Annotated in this window: 22 protein-coding genes; 10 read left to right on the forward strand and 12 right to left on the reverse strand. The window is 41.6% G+C overall.

Going from position 1 to position 22,156, the window contains the following annotated elements; translation table 11 throughout:
• Positions 1-39 precede the first annotated feature (39 nt).
• Positions 40-1,002: a LysR family transcriptional regulator gene (locus RM556_RS12615; RefSeq protein WP_311362455.1), complete on the reverse strand. Its 963-nt coding sequence runs from the start codon at positions 1,000-1,002 to the stop codon at positions 40-42.
• A 223-nt stretch (positions 1,003-1,225) separates the two neighbouring features.
• On the opposite strand from RM556_RS12615, the gene RM556_RS12620 reads away from it, so the two are divergent.
• Positions 1,226-3,463, forward strand: coding sequence for an EAL domain-containing protein (locus RM556_RS12620; protein WP_311374748.1), 2,238 nt, complete (start codon positions 1,226-1,228; stop codon positions 3,461-3,463).
• A 390-nt stretch (positions 3,464-3,853) separates the two neighbouring features.
• On the opposite strand, the gene RM556_RS12625 is transcribed toward RM556_RS12620, so the two are convergent.
• The 3 genes from RM556_RS12625 to RM556_RS12635 form a co-directional block, all read right to left on the reverse strand.
• Positions 3,854-4,057 (reverse strand): helix-turn-helix transcriptional regulator, encoded by a 204-nt coding sequence (locus tag RM556_RS12625; RefSeq protein WP_311362453.1) that lies wholly within the window; start codon positions 4,055-4,057, stop codon positions 3,854-3,856.
• Positions 4,047-4,454 (reverse strand): hypothetical protein, encoded by a 408-nt coding sequence (locus tag RM556_RS12630; RefSeq protein WP_311362452.1) that lies wholly within the window; start codon positions 4,452-4,454, stop codon positions 4,047-4,049. Before RM556_RS12630 ends, RM556_RS12625 begins: the two co-directional genes overlap by 11 nt.
• A 240-nt stretch (positions 4,455-4,694) precedes the next feature.
• Entirely contained in the window at positions 4,695-6,251 is a 1,557-nt protein-coding gene (locus RM556_RS12635) for a DUF3612 domain-containing protein (protein ID WP_311374749.1), read from the reverse strand.
• Between the two features lie 170 nt (positions 6,252-6,421).
• Here RM556_RS12635 and RM556_RS12640 point away from each other — a divergent pair, with 170 nt between their 5' ends.
• Positions 6,422-7,423, forward strand: coding sequence for a malate synthase (locus RM556_RS12640; RefSeq protein ID WP_311374750.1), 1,002 nt, complete (start codon positions 6,422-6,424; stop codon positions 7,421-7,423).
• 67 nt (positions 7,424-7,490) lie between these two features.
• On the opposite strand, the gene RM556_RS12645 is transcribed toward RM556_RS12640, so the two are convergent.
• The 3 genes from RM556_RS12645 to RM556_RS12655 all read right to left on the reverse strand — a co-directional run bounded on the left by RM556_RS12645 (position 7,491) and on the right by RM556_RS12655 (position 10,927).
• Entirely contained in the window at positions 7,491-8,708 is a 1,218-nt protein-coding gene (locus RM556_RS12645; RefSeq protein ID WP_311374751.1) for an efflux RND transporter periplasmic adaptor subunit, read from the reverse strand.
• A 119-nt stretch (positions 8,709-8,827) separates the two neighbouring features.
• Complete coding sequence (locus RM556_RS12650) at positions 8,828-9,043, reverse strand: hypothetical protein (protein ID WP_311362448.1); 216 nt, start codon at positions 9,041-9,043, stop codon at positions 8,828-8,830.
• Between the two features lie 174 nt (positions 9,044-9,217).
• Positions 9,218-10,927 (reverse strand): S8 family serine peptidase, encoded by a 1,710-nt coding sequence (locus tag RM556_RS12655; RefSeq protein WP_311374752.1) that lies wholly within the window; start codon positions 10,925-10,927, stop codon positions 9,218-9,220.
• Positions 10,928-11,514: 587 nt separating this feature from the next.
• On the opposite strand from RM556_RS12655, the gene RM556_RS12660 reads away from it, so the two are divergent.
• Positions 11,515-11,763: a hypothetical protein gene (locus RM556_RS12660; RefSeq protein ID WP_311362446.1), complete on the forward strand. Its 249-nt coding sequence runs from the start codon at positions 11,515-11,517 to the stop codon at positions 11,761-11,763.
• Between the two features lie 111 nt (positions 11,764-11,874).
• On the opposite strand, the gene RM556_RS12665 is transcribed toward RM556_RS12660, so the two are convergent.
• Positions 11,875-12,678, reverse strand: coding sequence for an FKBP-type peptidyl-prolyl cis-trans isomerase (locus tag RM556_RS12665; RefSeq protein ID WP_311362445.1), 804 nt, complete (start codon positions 12,676-12,678; stop codon positions 11,875-11,877).
• A 159-nt stretch (positions 12,679-12,837) separates the two neighbouring features.
• On the opposite strand from RM556_RS12665, the gene RM556_RS12670 reads away from it, so the two are divergent.
• The 3 genes from RM556_RS12670 to RM556_RS12680 all read left to right on the forward strand — a co-directional run bounded on the left by RM556_RS12670 (position 12,838) and on the right by RM556_RS12680 (position 15,811).
• On the forward strand, positions 12,838-13,824 hold the full coding sequence (locus tag RM556_RS12670) for a hypothetical protein (RefSeq protein WP_311362444.1): 987 nt from the start codon (positions 12,838-12,840) through the stop codon (positions 13,822-13,824).
• Complete coding sequence (locus RM556_RS12675; protein WP_311362443.1) at positions 13,811-14,050, forward strand: SlyX family protein; 240 nt, start codon at positions 13,811-13,813, stop codon at positions 14,048-14,050. Before RM556_RS12670 ends, RM556_RS12675 begins: the two co-directional genes overlap by 14 nt.
• Before the next feature lie 93 nt (positions 14,051-14,143).
• Complete coding sequence (locus RM556_RS12680; RefSeq protein WP_311374753.1) at positions 14,144-15,811, forward strand: methyl-accepting chemotaxis protein; 1,668 nt, start codon at positions 14,144-14,146, stop codon at positions 15,809-15,811.
• On the opposite strand, the gene RM556_RS12685 is transcribed toward RM556_RS12680, so the two are convergent.
• Both RM556_RS12685 and RM556_RS12690 read right to left on the reverse strand, forming a co-directional pair.
• Positions 15,808-16,668, reverse strand: a complete 861-nt coding sequence (locus RM556_RS12685; protein ID WP_311362441.1) for an ABC transporter substrate-binding protein — start codon at positions 16,666-16,668, stop codon at positions 15,808-15,810. The genes RM556_RS12680 and RM556_RS12685 overlap by 4 nt on opposite strands.
• A gap of 122 nt (positions 16,669-16,790) precedes the next feature.
• Positions 16,791-16,994: a YheV family putative zinc ribbon protein gene (locus tag RM556_RS12690; RefSeq protein ID WP_311362440.1), complete on the reverse strand. Its 204-nt coding sequence runs from the start codon at positions 16,992-16,994 to the stop codon at positions 16,791-16,793.
• A 170-nt stretch (positions 16,995-17,164) separates the two neighbouring features.
• Between RM556_RS12690 and abc-f the strand changes: the two genes are divergently transcribed.
• The 4 genes from abc-f to RM556_RS12710 are packed head-to-tail and all read left to right on the forward strand — an operon-like array spanning position 17,165 to position 20,917.
• Entirely contained in the window at positions 17,165-19,117 is a 1,953-nt protein-coding gene (gene abc-f / locus RM556_RS12695; protein ID WP_311374754.1) for a ribosomal protection-like ABC-F family protein, read from the forward strand.
• Between the two features lie 3 nt (positions 19,118-19,120).
• Positions 19,121-19,690: a TIGR02444 family protein gene (locus RM556_RS12700; protein WP_311374755.1), complete on the forward strand. Its 570-nt coding sequence runs from the start codon at positions 19,121-19,123 to the stop codon at positions 19,688-19,690.
• Positions 19,683-20,708 (forward strand): hydrolase, encoded by a 1,026-nt coding sequence (locus tag RM556_RS12705; protein ID WP_311362437.1) that lies wholly within the window; start codon positions 19,683-19,685, stop codon positions 20,706-20,708. Before RM556_RS12700 ends, RM556_RS12705 begins: the two co-directional genes overlap by 8 nt.
• The gene (locus RM556_RS12710; protein ID WP_311362436.1) at positions 20,702-20,917 is read left to right on the forward strand and encodes a YheU family protein; all 216 of its coding nucleotides are present in this window, start codon (positions 20,702-20,704) and stop codon (positions 20,915-20,917) included. The genes RM556_RS12705 and RM556_RS12710 overlap by 7 nt, the downstream gene beginning before the upstream one ends.
• A gap of 13 nt (positions 20,918-20,930) precedes the next feature.
• Here RM556_RS12710 and RM556_RS12715 read toward each other — a convergent pair whose 3' ends face one another.
• A complete protein-coding gene (locus RM556_RS12715) occupies positions 20,931-21,404 on the reverse strand; it encodes a hypothetical protein (protein WP_311374756.1) in 474 nt (157 codons plus the stop codon).
• Positions 21,405-21,532: 128 nt separating this feature from the next.
• On the reverse strand, positions 21,533-22,141 hold the full coding sequence (locus RM556_RS12720) for a YceI family protein (protein ID WP_311362434.1): 609 nt from the start codon (positions 22,139-22,141) through the stop codon (positions 21,533-21,535).
• Positions 22,142-22,156: the final 15 nt, after the last annotated feature.

Below are 22,156 nucleotides of genomic sequence, written 5' to 3' on the forward strand. Positions count from 1 at the left end.
CCTATTTGGCTCCTTACCTTGGTAGATGATGTTGAGTTCTCACTTTAACAGATGTTCAAGGCAACCAGAGCACAAGTGATTTTTCACGCTAATGGTTTCAATTTCGGCTTTTTCTACCAGTATATTTTTCACTTTCTCACGCAGCCAAACCAGGCCTGGATCCTTATCTTGTCGCTTATGCCAAAACAAATTCGCTGTCGTTTTTGGCATTTCAAATGGAGGCAAAGTGGCCGCTAAGGTGCCATTTACAATTTGTTTATGCACTGCGCCTGCAGGCACGACACAAATGAGCTTACTGTTAACCAATAAATCAGGCACCACACTGAATTGATTAACGGTACAAGACACTCTTCGAGTTAAGCCTTTTTGGGCAAGGACTTCATCAGTAAAGCCGGAAGAGTCACCAGAAAGTGAAACTAATAAGTGCTCAGCATTGGCAAACTCTTCAAAGGTAATTTGCCCTTTGGCTAATGGATGGTCGGGGCGCATCACGCAGACATAAAACGGATCGAAAAGATATTCTGCCCGGATCACGGGAGACAAAGTCAGCGCCGCACCTAAGACCAAATCAACGTTGGCATCATCAAGCACCTGTTGGGCATTAGTGATGGTATAGGGGACTGAATGAATATTGACATTCGGCGCTTCCTCTTCAATGATTTTTCGTAGCGGAACCAACAACATTTGGGCAACGATATCTGCCAATGAAATCCTGAACGTTCTTTTTACGGTTTTTGGGTCAAATTCATTTGGCCTAATTACAGCGCTCAACTCTGAAACAGGATCCTTGATTTGTTCCCATAAGTTTTGCGCTTTTAAGGTCGGTTGAATGTTACGACCACTTTTAACGAACAAGTCATCTTTCCAAGCCACTCGCATTCTGCTCACTGCATTTGAGACAGCAGGTTGAGTCATGTTCAGGCGGTTAGCTGCCCGTGTAATCGAGCGCTCGGTCATGATCGCATCAAATACAACGAGTAGATTGAGTTCGTGTGGTCTCATAAGGAATCATCATTTATTCTAATTAATGTAACAATAACTGATAGATATTATTATGCAAACTCATTCGAGCATAAGTAGTCGGCGTACTGTATTTTTCATCTCTTTCAGTGCTCACTAATTAGGCTTTGGATAATGAATAGTGATATATTGCGCGCAGATTTGGAGCCCACAAAAACTCGTGGCTCGTATGCCAATCACAATGCAAGGGAAGTAGCAGAGAAACATGGCGTCAGAAAAAATGAATATCAAACCATCTAGGTCAGCGTTTAGTGCCTTTTTTATAAGCGCTCGTTCATCGGGTGTGTTTTCTATTGTTAACTTCACAAGCTTTATCTACATCATCGTGCTCGGGCTGACCTTTAAAGATTTGTATTCTTTCATGCCAGATTGGGTTGTAGTGACACAAGCCATAGGTGTGTTGGTTATTGTGGTGAACGTTTTTGCTTTGAAGAAAACGAGCAATGTTCCCTTGGCAGCAGCAATTATGTTGTTTTGTATGTTCGCTATCCACATGGCAAATGTTACCTTTGCCGGTGGTATTGATACTGTTCACTATGCTTGGATTTTTATTTTTCCTATTCTAGCTGGTGGAACAATGGGCTGGCGCGGGCAAATATTCTTCTGGTTTATTAGTGTGCTTGGCACTATCTACTATTATGTGTGGCCGGAACAAATGGAAGTGCTTCCCTACGAGGGAGACATGGCCTACACCTTAGTCACTCGTTTAATGTGCTTGACGATTTTCAGTCTTATCATGCTGACCTACCACTTCACGTTGAACGAAAAGATGCTCTCTTTGCGCAAAGCACTGAAACTCGCGTCTTTTGAGAGCGATTTATTTTCTGGGGTTTTTAATTCAAAAGCGCAAAGTGTTTTATTAATTGATGAGAAAGGCATTATTCAGCGCGCGAATCAAACGACACATATTACTTTTGGATTCAAAACAGGCGCGCTGATCAAGCAACATATTGGCGCACTTTGTTTGAATGGAGAACATTTCTTTGCGCCGAGTAATGTGGACAAGCCTTCTCGCGAAATACAAGTGCAAACACAGGATCACCGAATTGTTTGGATTGAATATTCTGCTCTGAGTGTTTTAGATGAAAATGAGCAGCGCCATAGCTTATTCACAATAGAAGATATCAGTGAGCGCAAACAATATGAATCCGAGCTATCACACCTCGCGCATTATGACCATCTTACGAAAATGCCGAATCGCTTGATGATTCAAGAGCACTTAACTGCTTTGCTTAAGCATCATGTTGACGCTTCATTTGCTGTGATTTTTATCGACCTCGATAAGTTTAAAGATGTAAACGACATGTATGGTCATGAAGCCGGTGACGCAGTGCTAGTCGAAGTTGGACAACGGCTTGAAAAGAGTGTTAGAGAAGGCGACTTTATCGGTCGTTTTGGTGGTGACGAGTTTATCTTGTTGACGGAAATTGATACTTCTAAAGATGAAATTGTGAGCTTAGTAGAGCGAGTGCAAAAAGTAATATTGCAGCCCATTTATCATCAAAACAAGCAACATAACATTGGTTCTAGTGTCGGTATTGCTCAGTACCCAATTGACAGTAAAGATGCAAACGACTTATTACGTAAAGCCGATGCGGCGATGTATCGCACTAAAACGAATCAGAAAGGTGCATTTGCATTTTATAACTTGGACTATGACATCGACTTACAACGTAAGCTGCGTCTGAATACGGAATTAAATTTTGCGAATGATCGACATGAACTGTCTTTAGTGTTCCAACCTATCTTCGATCGGAATAGGAAGCTTACTGGCGCTGAGGCTTTATTGCGTTGGAATCATGGCGAATTGGGTTTTATTTCTCCTGAAGAGTTTATTCCTATTGCGGAAGATAGCGGACACATATTGCAAATTGGCGATTGGGTCATTGATTCTGCCTGTCAGACATTACGTGATTGGCAAGACATGGGACATACAGAACTTAGTATGTCGGTGAATATTTCGTACCGTCAACTCGCAGAACATGCTTTGGTTGACGCGACTCGTCGTAGCTTAGACAAATATGGCCTGACGGGTGACAAGCTGATACTTGAATTAACTGAACGCGTTTTCGCTGACGATTTAACCTTAGTTCGAGAAAACATGCGCATGCTATCTGAAATGGGTGTGAGAACCGCCATTGACGACTTTGGCATTGCATATTCAAGCTTGAGTTACTTGCGAAGCGTTAACTTCGATATTTTGAAAATTGATCGCAGTTTCGTCAAAGATATTGTTCAAGACCAAGAGGCGAAAAACCTCTGTTTAGCCATACATTCGATGGCCAAAAGTTTAAGCTTACAAGTAACTGCGGAAGGCATTGAAACCGAGGCCCACTTAAAAACCTTGATTGATATGAATGTTGATAAATTCCAAGGTTATTATTTGGCAAAACCACTGACTAAAGCTGATTTTCATGAGCTACTTGTCTCGCCACAGGCTTGATAACATGCATCTCCGCGAACGGTGACTAAATTACCAATATCAATAGAGCCAGTATTAGGAATATGTGCAATTCATGGTTTTCTTTGTCTATTACTGAGAAAAGGAGTGTTGGTATCTCATAATCGTTTTAGCCTTCACTGACTTTTGTGAGGCAGTTTCTTGCCCGTCACCACCGCGCAGGCGGCGGTCTGCTGAGAGGCAAAAGGAGATCGTTGGTAATTAAGAGTTTCTCCGGCAGCCTAGTACGTAGAGCGGATGAAATAAAATCAAGCCCCGCTCTGGAGGCTATGAGGTAGTTCACATAATTATGGTAGAATTGCTCTAGAAGTTGCTTAGTTGCCGTGGCGTAGCAATAAGTATTAGATACAGCACAAAGAAAACACATATTTTCTAGTTGTTTTGCTCTTTAGGACAAAATATTTCTTCAATGCTTTTTCCAAAAGTCTCTGCAAGAGCAAAAGCAAGAGTTAAAGAAGGATCATGTTTTCCTGTTTCTATGGCATTCACGGCTTGACGTGACACTCCTAACTTTTCAGCAAGTTCTGCTTGAGACCATCTATTTTCTGCACGAAGTACCCGCAACCTATTCTTCATGGGTATCGCTCGCTAGTTTAATGGACTGCGCTACACCAAAGATAACTGCGATTGCTGGCAACATAAATGCTAGACTAATAGACGGCACCTCAACCATTTCTGAGAGCAAGCCATAAGCCATTGCTGCACAACCAACAACCCCTACAGCCCAAAGCAAACTTTCACCCATTACCCTCTGGATGTATTCATCCAATGACCGATAATGTTTTACTACAAGCTGTAATAAAAATATCACCGGAATCACAGGTGTCATTGCAAGGAATCCCGTGCTGTATATAGACAAATCATTGGTCTCATTCAATAACACTGATAACGCTAAAACCGCTAAAAACATTGCAATATGCAACATAAATTTGACCAAAAACTTCTTTTCCTTTTTACCTAATTCATTACTCATATTTAGCTCTCCTGAAGTTACCTTATTCTCTCAATATATTGTAATTTTGTCATAATATATTGACATTGTGTAAGGCTAGCATTACATATTACGCACCAAATAGTCAAGCAAACCTGACAATAAGATAGGTGTGCATTACATATTGTGAAATATTAAAAGATATTTTTAAGAGAACTTAACGACTATAATTCAGCGTCAGCAGGACGATGAACGCACTATATGAGCAATTATCAAACTTTATTATCGTCTGACACTTGTCTCGCCGCAGGCTTGATAGCAACTTGGTTTCCTAGGGCATTCAGCACCTCGTGGACAAATCATTCTTGCTTCAGTTTCAATGCCTCTTTCAACCCAGTTGATATTGAGTATTCGTGCCACACTAGATAGTTGAGTTTTGATCGATTTTGGTATCGCAGCAGACCCTCCTCCTTTTACACAGACGTCTTTTAAATCGTGAGCAATTGATCTTGCGTCTTCACCTTGTGCATCGATAGCGGGGTTCAAATCTATACCGGTACACAGCACATGACTGTTGTTTGCCATGTCTTTCACGTTGGTTGATTCACACACGTAAATGCGTGGCTCATCACCCACATTCAATATCGAAATTTGTGCGCTAGTCCCTTGCAATGGTGCGTTAATCATTCTAAAAACCGCCCAGTGCTGGCAGGGATCTTCAACTTCTCGCATATTGCCCCAAGGCAAGGGGATACCATTTCCACGATACACCGCTTTCAACTTACCTGGCGCGTAAGCATCAAAATAGTGCCAATGCCGGTAAGAAGACACCGCGGTCATGCGTCGCATAGCAACAGAGGCAGATACACCTAATAATTCATGGGTTTTTATCTCGTAACCTTGGCGGTCAAGTAATTGACGATAAGGCACTTTAGGACAAAGCAAAGCGCCGGCGAAAAAGCTAGACTCAAAGTCGCGCCAAGCATGCAATATATCTTGTGCATTTAGATTTGATGATTGACTGGATTGAGTACCATCAGCGCTTAAGGTGTTATTGTGATTGAGGCCGGTTAACAGAACGCTTTTTAAACCGTCGCGATTGTGTAAAACAGCATGTCCAATATGTACGGCGAGGTCATACTTCAAGCGCATAGGAAACTTCTTGAGTAATTGATTAATATAAATCGTGCCGGGCGAATCAAAAAACGATGTCACAATATTGTTAGTCGGAGCGCGATAGGCGTTGCCGCCAAGTTCTTTGGCAAGCGAAGCCGGGACCTTATTGAACCACGCTATCTTTAAACCTTGCTGCTGGGCTATTTCAATCAGCTCTTCGACGGAAAGTGGCATACGTTTCAAGCCAACATCTTCAGCTGCTCGCTCTAAGTCGGGAAAGTGATTCTGATGATGCTCTTGATGCGCTCGGATCAGTAAATGAGCAAACTGACGACCGCTAGTACCGGTTTGTGACAACATCTCAGGAATGGCAATTTGCAGAATCTCATTTGAAAACAGAAAGCTAGGCTCTAGCGCAATACCGCTTATGCCGCCTCGGTTTCCTTTTTCAGGGGTAATGGATTTTTCTTCCGGTACGTCATCTAAAAACCAATCAACATCTTTTTGAAAAACTGAGGCAATAACGCTGAGCATGTCTTCACTGGGGACACGCTTGCCACGTTCGATCATAGACAAGTAAGATACCGATGGCGCGGTTTCAGCGTTCACTCGAATACAGCGCGCGGAAAGATCTTCCATTGTTAGATTGTTGCGTTTTCGTAAGTTTCGAATTTTTGTTCCCATAAGATGGGACTTACGCATCAGGCTTTTCGTATTTTTCATAATTGTCTTCACTTTTACACAAGATGTTTTTGTAAAATTTACACTGTGAAATTTCTTTTGTGAAATTCTAGTGCTTTTTACTTTATGCTTTATCTCAAGCGAAGTAAATAAACCAAAACATTTTACTCGTTAAGCAAATGCACTACTTGTCAAAATAAGAGGAAAAGAAGATGAATATGCCAGCTTTGAAATACAGTCAAATCCATCAGGGCTTTTACACCTTCATCAATGAAGATGTATTGCCAACGTGCGGCATCGAGGTTAATGTCTTTTGGCAAGCGCTAGAGAACCTGATTACTGATTACGTACAAGAGCCAAGTCATTTTATTGATACTAGCCAAGGTAATATGGACGCAGCCAATACCATGAGTGCATCAATTACTGATCGTCAACAACTTATTCAAGCTGCCAATAGCCGTTGGACGAGTTTACATACAACGGCGTCTCAGGAAGAGACAAAAGCGTATCTTGATCAACATTTTGCTCTAGAGACTGGTTCGCATGCCGACGTGAAAAACTATGTTGTTTATTACCATCACCTATTAGCCTTCTTCGAAGATGGAAGCCAATCTGGTTTAGTTAATCCAAGTCAGTTTGTTGCTCTATGTGGCCATAAGTGTGCACCAGATTCGATAGTGTTGAAGCGCAGCGATATGTCGTCACATGTAGAGATTGCTATTAATCGGAAAGGAAACAGAGGGGCGAAAGATTGTGCTGGTATTCAAGACATCTTAGTTGAAACAAATGAGACAATCATTATTGATTTTGATGCAGTGCATATCGATGGCGATAGTAAAATTCAAGCTTTCCGCAACCTGCAGGAATTTTTGGAAGGAAGTTTAACGACTTACACTGCTAAAGAGGGGAGCCAAGCGATTCTAAGAATGAATACTGAGGTGACTTTCACAGACCTTGACGGTGAGGACTATGTTATTGCGAACAGGTCGCCTATTCAAATCCGTTGCACTAAGCCAAGTTTACAAACGGAATTGATGAGAGAAGCGAATGGTAATCTCGCACCTCAAGTCATTATAGATGCAATTGTATGTGGCATCATTTTGCGATTGAAGCAAAACAAAGCGCAAACACAAATGCAGCAGTCTCTCGTTTTACAAGATGGAAAATTTACAACGAATATGCAAAAGCGCATTGAAGATATCTTTAGTTTATAAATGCTCGCATTTTAGCTAGTGCTGAATGCCCTATACACGCTGTGTATAGGGCATTTCATCTTTTTAATCAGTTTGATGCAAGCTTGTCAGTATTCTGCTCAAGTAGTTTTGCAATACGATTGCTATACCGAGTCAGTGCTGCTTGGCTTTCTGCATTGGCCATATCTACGTGGGTTGGGTCAACAGGTGCGCCTGGTCTAACTCGCTGCAAACCTGAAATAACGATCTCTTCATTGCCAAGCAATCCACTTTCAATGACACGTAAACCTGCTAACTTACTACCCAATGTTACCGCGCGATACTGCACATGATTGTTTTCATCCAAAACGAGCACGTACTTATTATTTAAGTCAGTGGCAATCGCCTTATCATCAATTAATACACCAACATGTGCTTCGTCACTGATCACTTGTAGACGAGTAAACAAACCAGGAATAAGTTCACCGCTTGTATTTTCAAAGCTTGCTCTCGCTCTTATCGTACCGGTTTTTGGGTTTACTTGGTTATCGATAAAGTCTATTTGACCATTAAAGGGCAAGTCTTCTTGGTTCGCTAAACCCATTAAAATAGGATTCTTTCTTCCTGTGTTTTGTGCCTTAGCATAGTTTAAATACGTAACTTCATCAGCGTCGAAGTATGCATGGATTTTTTCTGTGGACACAATACGCGTTAGTGAGCTTTGGCCTGCATGCACATAGTTACCTTGTGTAATGGTCGCATTTGATATTTTGCCGGCTATTGGCGCTTTAATCTGTGTATAGCTGAGATCGAGTTCTGCAAGTTTTAGCGCAGCTTTAACGGCTTGCACCCTAGCTTGTGCTTGCTGCTGCGTTGACAAGCGTTGGTCTAATACTTCCGCGGAGATAGCTGCGCTAGCCCCCAATTTTTTAGCACGCTTATATTCAGCTTCAGCCAAAGATAATTGATCTTGCGCCATGTTTAATTCTGCATTTAAGCGGCTAAGTTCAGCTGCAAAAGGCGCAGCATCAATTGTGAAAAGTACGTCACCCTGCTCAACCTTGCTTCCTTCAACAAAGTCGACTGAAGCAATATAGCCAGAAACGCGAGGACGTAAATCGACGGTTTCAGGGGCATATGTACGACCCGTGAATTCATGTGACGAGACAATCTCCGCAGTGATAACTTTTGCAACTTGGACGGCACTCGCTGGCGGTGCAAACGGGGCTTCCTGTTGCTCAGAACAAGCGGCAACGAAAAGTACACTCAGTGCGGCGATAGCGCTGGTTTTTAGATACCGAGCGAAAAAAGATTGATGATTTTGCATGATTGGCTCCTAAACCAATTTGAATATGGAGCGTATTTTAGGAGCTATTTTTAAATAAATATAATTATGCTTTAATATGAAATGTATTTATTAATGTGATGTGTTTGTGAGCGAGTGAATTAGATTTCAGTGCCACCATACTGACTAGCCAGGTCATCTAGCTCCGAACACGTATAGTCAAAGCTGCCTGCTTCGTACTCATATGATACTTGCACAGAGTGTGAGGATTTGAATAGCTTCACTTTTACGTCCGCTTTTGACCAATGCTTTAATTCATTTAAGAATCGGTTGGCGAGAGGCGCAGTTTCAAATTGATAGCGGATTTCATTGATCATACAAGTCGCATTATTGTTGGTAGCAATTAGGGCTGCATATCTTGGCGAATTCTGCGTCAGTGTCAAGCGAGATAAATCATCTTTCAAAAACAAAACGGCCAACAAAGTTGTTGGCCGTTTACACTTAATTGAATATGCAATGACTATAACACCATTACTTCGCTTCAGTACTTTTTATTCGTAACTGTAGCTCATGGTTACGCCACTATAGCGAGAGTAGCCTCGAATACCTACGTGCCATGTGCCACCACTGGTGTTGGTAAAGGTACATGTTTCATTATTGCCACTTTTATAAGGGCGACAATCGTAGCTGTTCGTTTCTGGTTGTGAACCCAGTTTCATGTATAAGTCTGCATCACCGCTGCCACCAGAAATAGTTACAGTGACTCTACTTACTCCGTTTGGCACATTCCAAGTGTAGCGTTTCCAAGCGTTTCTGTTTCCAGACAAGTTGGTTAGTTGACCCGAGAATGGATCAACACCGCCACCGCCACCGCCACCACCGCCAGTGCCACCGCCATTTCCATCACAACCATTTGCGTTAAGATAGTCATAGGCATCACGTGCCTTGACTATACCGAAGCCATAAAAGTTATCACGACCTGCACTACCCTTGTCCTTTGCAGTGACATTTAGGGCAGTACGAATTTGTTCGTTTGAACAATTCGGAAAGAAACTCCAAACTAATGCTGCTGCGCCGGCCACGTGTGGTGTAGCCATCGATGTGCCGCTGATAGTGTTGTAGGTATTCACTGGCCATGTTGATTGAACTGCTGAACCTGGACCAGCAATTTCTACTTGGCTATTGTACTGTGAATATGACGCACGGCTTTCGTTAGAGCCAACAGCGGCTACCGAAATAACCGCATCATAAGACGCTGGATACGATAATGAACTATTACCGCTATTACCCGCTGCTGCTACTAGCATGATGCCATCATCGACAAAGCCTTGCATTGCGTTGCGTTCAGCAGTTGAGGAGCCGCCCCCACCTAAACTCATATTCACGACATTGGCACCCGCATTGGCGCACTGTTGAATACCATCAATAATGTCAGAAGAGAAAGTCCACTGACCTTGGTCGTTAAAGATTTTTACGATGTGCAAATCTACACCTGGATATACACCCACAACACCTTCGTTATTTGATAATGCTGAAATTGTGCCAGCGACGTGCGTGCCGTGTCCGTTGCCATCGTTAAACCAATTTCCTACTTGGTTGTTATTTGCGTTACCTGTCACACCGTTATTCTGGTCGCCCAAATCAGGGTGGCCTAAATTAAAACCAGTATCGATAACACACACTTTTCTTGCTGATTGGTTGTTCTGCGATAACAGGTTGCCTTGCACCATTGGAATTCCGTATGGTGTCGTTTCGGCCATTAAGCTACGGCGGTGATCAACTGAAATATCAGCAACGTTAGGATCATTTCTTAGCTTATTTAATGTTGCCTTGGACATCTTAGCTGCAACCATGCCTTTATCTTTAATCGCTTTAATTGGCTTGGCACCGGCATTTTTTAACATGCCGTAAGCGTTCCCTTGATTGAGCTTGCCATTCTGCATCATCGCCTTCGATTGATCAGGGCGAAGGGTTGAGCGTTTGCCTGATGAGAAACGATCATTATCTGCGCGCTGACCTTTTTGTTCTTTAAAGGTCACGATATAGCGCTCTTCTTTTGCTTCGGCTTGGATAACTTGACCAAAGTTTTCAAAGGCACTGCCACTAGATCGTTTTGAAGCGTATTTTGACTGTTGTGCTTTACTTGGACTTTGCTTCACTTCGATCATCTGAGACTGTGTTGCGGCAGAAACGCTAAGCGCAATGACTGATAGTGCCATTGAGCCTAATCCCACCGTAAGGTTTTTGCGTAGTTTAGACATATTTATGTTCCTACTCTTTTTTACTTGTTATTGAGGTTTTTATTATTATTTTAACTCTCGGTCTTTTTGCCGAGATTCAATACCCTATGCCTAAATTATTGAAAACTCAAAGAGATACATCGGCTTCAACTGGTTGTCCAGATCAAGCTAATTGTTACTTTATTGCAACATATTCACAAGGTTTATATTAAACAATAACTAAAACATGCACTTATGAAAAAATATAAGTGTAATGATTTATTTACATTTAATATTTAAAAGAGTTAAAGCAAATGAACTTAATTATTGCTTTTTCAGTTCATATTGCTATTCCTTAAAACTTTAGTCTAATTTCTGTTTGATTTGTAAAAAAATCATGTTAAACAGGTATTTGTAAATAGTGTGCTTGACGTGCATATCTTTGCTAGCTCTATTGAATAAGCCTTGATTGCTCCGCTATAGCTGACAATAGCTTAAAAAATGAACTAATTGAAAGGTGGGAAGTCTGAGTAATGTTGTTGATAGCGTATTGTAGATTATACTCGCTGTCTCACGGTGGTATTCAAGGTTTTTAAGAATACCTTAGAAATAGTGATGAGGTAATAGTTATGCATATTCAAAATCAGGAAAGGTCACAGCACCAAGCCATATCTGTAGGCTGTCAGGCTTTCATGCTAGTCGGCTTTATCATTTTCATTACCGGTGTTTTTAGCTTTGGCTACGCCTTGCTGGCTAGTTATCTTCTACCGTTTAAACCTGACTTTCTAATCATTGCATTAGTTGGCTTGTTTGCCGCATTTTTAGGTCGAATAATATTGCGTAGAGGTCGGCGCTTAGCAGAGGTTTCAGTTATTTGAGAGTTATAGCCCTGATGAGCGACGAATTTTCAACTCTTTAATATCAAAAAAACCACCTCATCTAGGAGGTGGTTTTTCATTTAGTGCTGCTTTTTTTAATCAGCTAAGCATCTATTCACTTGCTGGCTCAATGACTTCTAGCAACTCGACGTCAAAAATGAGCGTAGCGTTCGGAGTGATTTTACCGGTTGATCTCTCACCATAAGCAAGCTCCGAAGGAATATGGAAGCGATATTTAGCGCCTTCTTTCATCAACTGCAAGCCTTCAGTCCAACCTGCAATAACACGATTCAAAGGGAATGTTGCTGGCTGACCGCGACTGTATGAAGAATCAAATTCAGTGCCGTCTAATAAAGTGCCACGATAATGCACTTTAACTGTTGATGTCGGGCCAGCGGGGCTTACGCCTTCACCTTCAGTTAACACTTCATACTGTAAGCCAGACTCAGTGGTCACAACACCTTCTTTCTTTGCATTAGCTGCCAAGTATTCAGCTCCTTCCGCTATATTGCTTGCGGCAGACGCATTCGCTTTTTCCGTCTGTTTAGCTTGAAGGATCATATCAGCCGCACGAGTAAAGCCTTGCAGTTCTGGCAGAGTAAAAGCAGTGTTGTCGTCTAGGCCATTTTTGAAGCCTTCTAATAAAGCAGCTTCATCGTATTCAATCTCTAAGTCTTTTTGTTGGTCCAAACGATTCTTTGCAAACAGACCCATGCTCGCACCTAGTGCATATGAATGTTTCTGGCTTTCAGTTGTGTACTTATTATCTTCGCCAGTTGCTGGCGCTTCTGCTGCAACTGTTTTGCTTGCTTCACTTTTCACTTCTTCTGCTGGACTTGTTTGTTCTTCTTGTTTTTGACATGCAGTGAGCGCAAGTGCTGATAATACTGCAATGGCTAAGGTAGCCTTTCTCATTCGGTTTCTCCGTTTTTTACAAAGTCTATTGTTGGCTAGTTATTTCGCGGTTTTACCTTATGCGTTAATAAAGTGCCGTAAATAGTGTTGTTAAGTAACAATCATTATATACTTGGCTAATAGTAAACGTGTGACAGTAAAAGCGAAACCCCCATTTATATGAATAAAGCTAGCTTTTGGACTTTTTGTTGTGTTTTTGTCTTATTCAGCACGGGCTGTTCTATTCCCGAGACAACACCAACAAGTAAATTGCCGATATCTGAGGTTGGTGTGTACGACGCCGATATAAGTAACTCGGGTCAGTTCGCGGTTATTTCAAGGGTAAACGCTGATATTGTTGTGTGGTCTCTTAGCGAAAATAAAGCTTTATTCAGTTGGCGACATCAAGAAGAAGGTCGCAACATCGTCGATAATATTCATATATCAGCTGACAGTGATTTTGTGGTCAGCGCAGACAGCGAAAACTTTGCGCTTTGGAATGTAAATTCCGGAGACCCCTTGGGCTTCTGGCGCATAGATGAATCAACAATTCGAGATATTGCCGTCAGTAATTCCGGGCAGGGCATTCTGATCGGTAAAGCCAACGGAAAAGTGTTGTATTTTGAACCGAGTACAGGGCGCAGTATTGAGTTTTTGGGGCATGAAGAGAAGGTGAATACAGTTGATATTTCACCTAACGGAAAGTATGCATTATCGGGAAGTAACGATTATAAGGCTTACCTTTGGAGCACCGAATCAGGACAAATCATTCATGTCTTTAATCATGCCAATCGGGTAACGAAAGTCGCGATTGATGACCAAGCTCGTTTTTTATTTACTTCCGATAGCCAAGATGACAGCCAAATTTGGGATGCACAAACCGGTGAAGCAATTAGTCAGTTGCACTTTATTGAGCGCCAGTGGGTATTTACCAGTGCAAAATTTTCTGAAGATGGTCGTTATTTGCTCACCGGCTCACCAGCAAAACGCCTAGCGCTATGGGATGTGCAAAGTGGTGATACCGTTAAAGAGTGGCGAGTTGCAGCGACATCAGGGCCAGCTCCTCAATCCGCAGTAGTTTATGGTATCGGTTTTCTGCCGACCGAAAATAGCGTTGTATCAATATCAAGTAGTGGAAATTTGGAGTCGTGGAATGTCGAAAAATAATAATGAGTTAATTATTGCCGAAATGCAGGCAGCTATTGAGCAACTTGAGTTCAAACTTGCATTTCAAGAAGACAGTATTGAGCAATTAAATAAAATTGTCATAAACCAGCAATATACTGTTGATAAACAAGCTCAATTAATTACTGGCTTAGTCGATAAATTTAAAAGTATCCAAGCAGGTAATACCGAACCAAATCAGGATAATGAGTTGCCTCCACACTATTAACTCTTATCTTTTAAGTGACGTTTTTATGATTGGTTACTTTCATTAATTAATGGATACAAGGACGTTCAACTCAATAACTAAAGAGCCTTACCAATGTTAAAACAACGAACCTCATCATCACGCGCGAGCCAGCGCGGCTCGTTAACATTTACCACTTTGAAAACCAAAATCTTAGCTTTACTGACCGCTGCTCTGCTACTGGTTGGCTTAATTGCTCTGGTTTCCAATATTTTACTGTCTAATAAAATCGATAACTTTAAGCATTTAATTGAAGTTGATAATGTCGCTGGCTTAGAGATTGGCAACTTGAATCTACAATTTAAAACTCAGGTTCAAGAGTGGAAAAATGTCTTACTGAGAGGTCACAATACTGAGGATAGAGAAAAGTATTGGGGTAAGTTTGTTGAGCAACATGAGAAAGTACAAAAGCAAGCCGAAGCTATTCTCGCTCTATCCATTTCCGATGAGCTGATTTCGCAAGTTAAAGAGTTTCGACAAATTCACGCGGCTCTCTTATCTCAATATAAGAAAGGTTTGGAAGCTTTTCAGGTGAATAATTTCGACCATAAATTAGGCGACGCAACTGTTAGGGGAATTGATCGTGCGCCTGGTAAGGCATTGGAGGAATTAGTTGCGCAAGTACAGTTGCAAATTTCTGAAAAGAACCAAACGCTCCAAGCGCAATCTGCAAACCTACAGTGGTTAACGATCTTAGCTATCGTTTTGGCCTTAGTTATGAGTATTGTGGTATCAAATCTCTATATGAATAAAGGTATCATTAAACCGATCGTGAAGTTAATCGAGCAGTTAAGAGGCTTAAGTAATGGCGGTTTTTCTACCAGTTATAATGTTCATCGCTCTGATGAAATTGGTGAAATGTCCCACGCGATTCAACTCTTAAGCAACAAACTAAAAAACGTCTGCGAGCACCTTGTTCAAACTCAAGGCAAACTTGTGACTTTGAGCGCCGGCTTGACTCACGGGGCTGAAAAGCTGGTAGAAAGTAGTCAGCAACAAAACGAAAAGACTATGGATGTGTCTGCTGCCACGGCACAAATGATGCAGCTATCGTCACAAGTTGCGGGCGATATCATTAAGGCCACCGAGCTAGCTGAAAACGCGAAGCATTCAGCAAAGTCTAGCCAAGACGTGATGTTAGAAACGATTGAGACTATTCGTTCTTCTTCCCAGCAAATTCAAAACACCGCTACGGTAATCGAACGCTTAGATGATGATGCTAAAAATGTTGGAAGCGTCGTGGATGTAATCAATAGCATAGCCGAACAAACCAACTTATTGGCCTTAAATGCAGCAATTGAAGCAGCAAGAGCGGGTGAGCAGGGCCGAGGCTTCGCAGTTGTTGCTGATGAAGTAAGAACCTTAGCCTCTCGCACTCAAAAATCAACAGAAGAGATTCAAGTGATCATAGCGAACCTGCAAAAAGGTGCACTAGATGCTGTTGACGCTATTAAACTTGGAAGCAGTAATGCACAAGTTAGTGAAGAAAAGGTGCTTAAAGCTGACACAATTCTTCGGGCAGTGGACGAATCTGTATTAAGTATTACCGAATTAAATCACAAAGTTTCTCTAGCAATGACCACACAAGAGCAAGCGAGTACAAATATCAATAAAGTCATTGAGGACCTTAGAGCGATTTCTGAAACGAACCACGCGGAAGCAGTAGAGCTTCGTAATGAAAATACTATTTTGTCTGAAATTAAAGAAGAGTTGGCTGAAGAAGTCAGGTCACTGAGTAGTTAAGCATTTATTGGTATTGCTGCTGGTTCAGTAATCTGTCGTTTCGCACAGGCGTTCCAAAGGGCTTCATTTGAGCTTGAAACCTCACCTAGGTCGACATTTCCTATGTATTTGGCTTCAATTTTTGCCTGCGCCTTATCTTTAAAAAGCTGTGCCATCGCAATTTTTAATCGAGACACTATTTTTTTAGGGACCGCTTTATTAAGTGCCAAATAATTTCCGTTCAGCAGGCGACTATCAATTTCTAAAACTGGCGTCACCTCAGCTAAAGATAAGCCGGCAATGTTAAGTTGTCGGGAAATACTAAACGAAGACATTACTACCAAATCGACTCTCCCTGCAGCAAACGGCTTTAACGTGCCATACTTACCATTAAATAGGAGTAGGTTTTTTCCTTCCTCAAAACCCAACACTTCTCGTATTTCTTTATATGCATTGTCGGTTGAGCCGCCAAGAATGTATTGTTGAGCTGAAGCGATATCATTTACCACAATATCTTTTCTTGAACTCAATTTGAATAAGCAGTTAGTACTTGATGAAAATGGACCAACCCATTCAAACATCGTCTCTCTTTCACTTGTTTTGGCGGTTGAAACAATGCCTGACCAGGGGTTTTCCTGCACCAGTTTCATCGACCTATTCCAGGGATACAGTTCAAATTGGCAATCGATTTTGGCAAGTTCGCAGGCTGCTTTTGTGAGCTCTAGATTGATACCGACAAGTCTGTCGTTGACTTCGAAGTTGTAGGGTGGAAATTGTTCAGTATAGATTGTTAAAGTATCAGTATTCTTTGTCACTGCAAGCGCAGTAACACTGTGCATGAGAGATACAAACAGAACTTTTGAAAGAAGTGAAATCATAGTGCAGTGTGCTCGCGGTCGTTAGTAAATAAAAACGCGTCCACTGCTCTTTTACAATAAATTACCAAACTCCCACACATGAAGCAATAAAATGCTTACTTTGACTAACATTAAAGCTAAAACTAGGGTTTGAAAACGCCAATAACATTTTCAGAAGGGCGGGTGGCTGAACTCACTTTTTCCTGTGTTTGAGTTTCGGCATAGTCACATTTTACACAAGCTAGTTTTTCTACATTATTTTCAAAGAACAGCATTAAACTATCTAAGCTTTTACACTGCGGACATGTCGCTCCAGCGATAAAGCGTTTTTTGGTTTTATTTGTCATCTATTACTACCTCATTTTTTAGCTTGTTCCATTATACTCTGTTTACTGCTTATCAGTGCAAAAGCAATGATAAAAAAATAAAGTCTTTAGGGTCTACAGTCTAATTTTGCTATCCTATCGGCACAAAATAATGAAAATTGAAATTACAGAAATCAACACGTCCTTAATCTATGATCCAATTACAAAATCTATCGCTTCAACGCGGTGTAAAAGAGCTAATAAAACAAGCCAATATTGAAATATACCCGGGCCATAAAGTAGGTGTGATAGGTAAAAACGGTTGTGGTAAATCCACTTTGTTTGGCTTGCTGCGCAATGAGATCCAAGCTGACTCGGGTGACTGCATGGTGCCAAAGGCTTGGAAGATTGTTTCTGTTGCTCAAGAAACGCCAGGCACAGATCGTAAAGCAATTGACTATGTGATTGATGGCGATATTCATCTACGAGAATTGCAAAAGGCGCTTGAGAAAGCTGAAGAACAGCATGACGGCAGCCGTATTGGGCATCTTCATGACGAGCTTGCCCAGTTGGGTGCTTATGATGTTGAAGCCCGCGCCGCAACGATTTTAGCTGGTTTAGGTTTTGAAAATGCACAGCTAAGTTTGCCGGTGAGTAGCTTTTCTGGGGGGTGGCGCATGCGTCTTAATTTAGCTCAGGCTTTATTATGTGATTCCGACTTACTTTTGCTTGATGAGCCAACAAACCATTTAGATCTTGATGCAGTTATTTGGTTAGAAACATGGATTCAACGGTACAAAGGTACTTTGCTGCTGATTTCACATGATAAATCGTTTATTGATGCATGCGTCGACAATATTGTTAGTTTTGAAAGCCAAGCACTTGTGTATTACAGCGGTAATTATTCTAGTTATGAGAAACAGCGCATAGAGCGACTTAGGTTGCAGGCAAGCGAGTTTGAAAAGCAAGAAAAAAAGAAGGCTCACTTAAACTCTTTCATTACTCGCTTTAAAGCAAAGGCCAGTAAGGCTAAGCAGGCGCAAAGTCGTATTAAGCAGTTAGAAAAAATGCAGGAAGTGTTACCTGTGCATCAGTCATCGGCGTTTCAGTTTTCCTTTAAACCACCCGAAAAGTTACCCAACCCATTGGTTCGTATGGAAGAAGTGAAAGTGGGTTATGGTGAAAAGGTAATATTGGAACAGGTTAAGATGAACTTGGTTCCCGGCAGTAGAATTGGCTTATTGGGTAAAAATGGCGCAGGTAAATCTACCTTCATAAAATTATTAGCGGAAGAAATGCGGCCCTTGAAGGGCGACTATGAGACATCTGCAGGGCTAACCATTGGGTATTTCGCACAGCACCAAGTAGAGCTACTACACCTGCAAAGCTCGGCGTATGACCATGTTTTTCGCTTAGACAAAACCCAAACAGAACAACAAATTCGGGATTATCTAGGCGGTTTTGGCTTTCATGGTGATGAGGCTCTGAAAGCGGTTGCTCCAATGTCTGGTGGTGAGAAAGCCCGTTTGGTCTTAGCTTTAGTTGTTTTTCAAAAACCTAACCTATTACTACTTGATGAACCCACGAATCACTTAGATATGGAAATGCGACAAGCCCTAAGCTTTGCCTTGCAGGGTTTTGATGGCGCTATGGTCTTGGTATCCCATGACCGTTATTTGTTGTCATCAGTGTGTGACGATTTTTATCTAGTCGATGCTGGCGCAGTTAGTGCGTTTGATGGTGATCTTGATGATTATCGAAAGTGGCTATTCAGCTCACCAACGATGTCTAGTGTAGAAACTGCAGAAGGCAAAGACACTGTATCTAAAGCGTCAAATAGAGCTCCTGAATTAGACAAAAAAGCGCGAAAACGTTTGGAAGCTGAATTCAGGCAAAGCACCAAGCCCTTTCGCGACGAGATAGCAAAACAAGAACGTGTTATGGAAAATGCAAACAAAGCATTAGCGGAAATTGAAGAAAAAATGTTGGATACTAGTTTGTATGATGCAGAGAACAAAGCAGCTTTGGCGACCATATTGAACCAGCAGGCTAGCTTGAAAGGTCAAGTTGAGGATGCCGAAATGCTGTGGTTAGAAGCTCAAGAGGCTTTAGAAGAAGCTAGTACGCAATTTGAGCAAAATACCCAAGATAGCACCGAGGCTTAGGAAGTGGCTCACGTGTTAGTTACAGAGAAGTTTTTTTGGGAATACTCACTGAGCTTCTACAAAGTAAAAGACGTACAAGAATTGCTCTTAGGCTTGCAGGACGGATTCGGCCTAAATGTTAATGTACTACTGTTCTGTTTATACTGCGACAAGCTTACTGTCGACGTTAATGAGTTGGTGCTTACTAGTATTTTAAGCTCAATAAAAATAATGGATGGTGAGCTCATCCTACATAGAGTCAAGCGTCGACAAGCAAAAAATGCCCTTGAAAGTGAAAACCGGCTCGACAAAACACGATATCAGGATTATTTGGCACAAGAATTAGAAATGGAAAAAGCACAGCAAGCGCAAATCGTTGCGACGTATTTGAAAGAAGCGACAGAGCATCCTATCAATAAGGACACTAAGCAAAGACAAGTGATTAAGAGTAACGGCAATATGCAGACGTATGTTGCCCTGCATGCTGAACGGCAGCATATTGAGAAGCTCCCAAACACCACTTTGTCAACAGCTGAAGTGCAAGTAATGATACAAACATTGCAAGATTTAAGAGAAAAGCATCACCATGTTTAAAAGCCAATTCGGGCACGTTGTAAAATCCGCATTTAAAGCTCCTCAATGGGCTAGTAATCCGCACGTACAAACAATTTGGCCCCGCTACCTTATTCCAAAGCCTAGCATTACTACGAGTAATGAGCGCATCGCTACCCCAGATGGTGACTTTTTAGATATTGCGTGGTCAATACCAGAGCAACATGATGCCGCATCAAACAGCACGGCGTTGGGTGTTGTGCTCCTCTTCCATGGTCTCGAAGGCTCAGTGAATTCGCATTACGCAAGGCACTTAATAAAGCGTTTAACACACGATGGCTTCATTGTGGCCTTGATGCACTTTAGAGGTTGTAGCCACGAACTCAATTTAACACCGAAAGCCTATCACTCCGGTGAGACGACAGATCCTTTGCAAACAATGGAGCATGTTCGCGCACGTTATCCTGACTTACCTATGTTTGCTGTAGGCTACTCGTTGGGGGGCAATATGTTGTTAAAACTACTGTGTGAATCAAAGGAAGCCAGTTACATCAAAGCCTCTGTCGCAGTATCTGCGCCGCTATTATTAGCTGAGTGTGCCTTGCGAATGCAACGTGGTTTTTCAAGACTGTATCAACACTATTTGTTGGATAGCATGAAGTCGAATCTGTTAGCAAAAATGCGTCGTTTTGATATGAGTGGTCTAATTACCTTGAATATTGAAACTGCCAATCGCATTGCGACCTTTAGAGAGTTTGATCATGAGGTAACTGCGCCTATTCATGGCTTCGATTCTGCTGATGACTACTATGGACGTTGCAGTGCCTTGCCAATGCTTCAGCATATCAAGACCAAGACCCTAGTGCTGCACGCCAAAGATGATCCCTTCATGACGGAAGCTGTGATCCCTAGCGACAATCAATTATCATCCGACGTGGCATATGAGCTGAGTGAAACAGGTGGGCATGTTGGATTTCTGCATGGTACACCGTGGGCGCCAAAACTATGGCTTCAAGACCGTATTTCGGCATTTATATTGGAGCAGCTAGGTCAATGCTAATTCCTTACGATTCGATAGACACAGATACTTTATATCGCCTCATCGAAAGCTTTGTGCTTCGAGAGGGAACTGATTACGGTGAAGAAGAAGTACCATTAGAAGAGAAAGTGAATCAGGTGCTCGAACAGTTACAAGAGGGCCTAGTGGTAATTGAATACTCAGAAGAACATGAAAGTGTGAATATTATTCCTCGTACAGATTCGTTTTGATTACCAGTTAAATTCAGTCTCGCCAATCTTTTGTATATTCAAGATTATTCTTCGCAAAAATAACCATATCTAGCCAAAACATGCCACTGATCATTTTCATGAATTTGATGTGATTAAAGGCGTGTTTAATTTCCTCTATTTTTTGGCAAGTAAAATCTTTTCTGGCGAGTGATTCTAAACAATCTTGATAGAAACTATTTGCGTCTGGATCACTCATATCTTGGCAGCTCAATACAAGATGGTCTTTCGACTCTTTTCCGGCAAATGGAATGACGATAGCCCCCTCTTTTTCAAAGGCGTCGACTTTTTGTGCAGGGTAGTTGTAATGCAAAAGCAATTTAGTGTTGAAGATATACTGATGGCAGTTGGGCTTATGACCCAAGTAAATTCGCGCAGACGCAAACAACCCTCTGAACATCCTGTGCATGAGTTTGGGGTTATTCATTATTTCGATATAAATGTTTGCCACAGCGGCGTCTTCGGTCATCTTTACTTAACATGGTTTTATCACGTTGACAGCTTACGATGACCGACACTAAAAAGCGTGAGCTCGGTTAATACAAAAGGATTATTTGGTATAATAACCGAGCCTAAAGTGATTGTTTTAACTGGTAATTATTGGCCTGTAAACACGACACTAAAACTTAAAGGTACTGCAGATGAGATACTTTGTAAGCCAGCAATTTCCTTCAGGGCTGCGATGCCCTCGTCTAGCTTAAAAGTGGAGGCTGATAATACGGTAGGCTGACGAGTTGATACGGCAATACCACCGTTGCTCAAGCCAGTCACTGCTACTTTGAAAGAAACTGGTGCACTGTTGCCCGCAATAGTCATTGTGCCATCAATGCTTGCCATTTTATGTTCACCACTAGATAGCTTGGTAAGCGCCTTTGGTATTGATGCGGTAAACGTTGCTTCACTATAATCAGAAACACTAAATAAAATCGATTGCATACGTTCATTTCGAATAGGAATCATTGTATTAACTGAAGTCATGTCGATAGTGATTAATAACTTACCTTGAGTATCAATTTTGCCTGAAAAACGATCAAAGGTATGTTGCTCACTAAGATTGGTATTTTTAGTCGACATAAAACTCAATGAGGATTGTTCTTCATCAAGCGTCATTTGGGCAACACTGACATGACTGAGCAATAAGAGCATGAGCCCAGTTAAAATAGAAGAAAGACGAATTGTAGAAGATGATTTTGCAAGAGCAAGCATGTAATTAGCCTCGAC

It is taken from the genome of Alteromonas sp. W364, assembly GCF_031846205.1.
Lineage (GTDB): Bacteria > Pseudomonadota > Gammaproteobacteria > Enterobacterales > Alteromonadaceae > Glaciecola > Glaciecola blandensis.

Bases quoted from the DNA above. Each gene is read 5' to 3' on its own strand.
- RM556_RS12615 (WP_311362455.1), bottom strand. From the start codon at position 1,002: ATGAGACCACACGAACTCAATCTACTCGTTGTATTTGATGCGATCATG.
- RM556_RS12620 (WP_311374748.1), top strand. From the start codon at position 1,226: ATGGCGTCAGAAAAAATGAATATCAAACCATCTAGGTCAGCGTTTAGT.
- RM556_RS12625 (WP_311362453.1), bottom strand. From the start codon at position 4,057: ATGAAGAATAGGTTGCGGGTACTTCGTGCAGAAAATAGATGGTCTCAA.
- RM556_RS12630 (WP_311362452.1), bottom strand. From the start codon at position 4,454: ATGAGTAATGAATTAGGTAAAAAGGAAAAGAAGTTTTTGGTCAAATTT.
- RM556_RS12635 (WP_311374749.1), bottom strand. From the start codon at position 6,251: ATGAAAAATACGAAAAGCCTGATGCGTAAGTCCCATCTTATGGGAACA.
- RM556_RS12640 (WP_311374750.1), top strand. From the start codon at position 6,422: ATGAATATGCCAGCTTTGAAATACAGTCAAATCCATCAGGGCTTTTAC.
- RM556_RS12645 (WP_311374751.1), bottom strand. From the start codon at position 8,708: ATGCAAAATCATCAATCTTTTTTCGCTCGGTATCTAAAAACCAGCGCT.
- RM556_RS12650 (WP_311362448.1), bottom strand. From the start codon at position 9,043: ATGATCAATGAAATCCGCTATCAATTTGAAACTGCGCCTCTCGCCAAC.
- RM556_RS12655 (WP_311374752.1), bottom strand. From the start codon at position 10,927: ATGTCTAAACTACGCAAAAACCTTACGGTGGGATTAGGCTCAATGGCA.
- RM556_RS12660 (WP_311362446.1), top strand. From the start codon at position 11,515: ATGCATATTCAAAATCAGGAAAGGTCACAGCACCAAGCCATATCTGTA.
- RM556_RS12665 (WP_311362445.1), bottom strand. From the start codon at position 12,678: ATGAGAAAGGCTACCTTAGCCATTGCAGTATTATCAGCACTTGCGCTC.
- RM556_RS12670 (WP_311362444.1), top strand. From the start codon at position 12,838: ATGAATAAAGCTAGCTTTTGGACTTTTTGTTGTGTTTTTGTCTTATTC.
- RM556_RS12675 (WP_311362443.1), top strand. From the start codon at position 13,811: ATGTCGAAAAATAATAATGAGTTAATTATTGCCGAAATGCAGGCAGCT.
- RM556_RS12680 (WP_311374753.1), top strand. From the start codon at position 14,144: ATGTTAAAACAACGAACCTCATCATCACGCGCGAGCCAGCGCGGCTCG.
- RM556_RS12685 (WP_311362441.1), bottom strand. From the start codon at position 16,668: ATGATTTCACTTCTTTCAAAAGTTCTGTTTGTATCTCTCATGCACAGT.
- RM556_RS12690 (WP_311362440.1), bottom strand. From the start codon at position 16,994: ATGACAAATAAAACCAAAAAACGCTTTATCGCTGGAGCGACATGTCCG.
- abc-f (WP_311374754.1), top strand. From the start codon at position 17,165: ATGATCCAATTACAAAATCTATCGCTTCAACGCGGTGTAAAAGAGCTA.
- RM556_RS12705 (WP_311362437.1), top strand. From the start codon at position 19,683: ATGTTTAAAAGCCAATTCGGGCACGTTGTAAAATCCGCATTTAAAGCT.
- RM556_RS12710 (WP_311362436.1), top strand. From the start codon at position 20,702: ATGCTAATTCCTTACGATTCGATAGACACAGATACTTTATATCGCCTC.
- RM556_RS12715 (WP_311374756.1), bottom strand. From the start codon at position 21,404: ATGACCGAAGACGCCGCTGTGGCAAACATTTATATCGAAATAATGAAT.
- RM556_RS12720 (WP_311362434.1), bottom strand. From the start codon at position 22,141: ATGCTTGCTCTTGCAAAATCATCTTCTACAATTCGTCTTTCTTCTATT.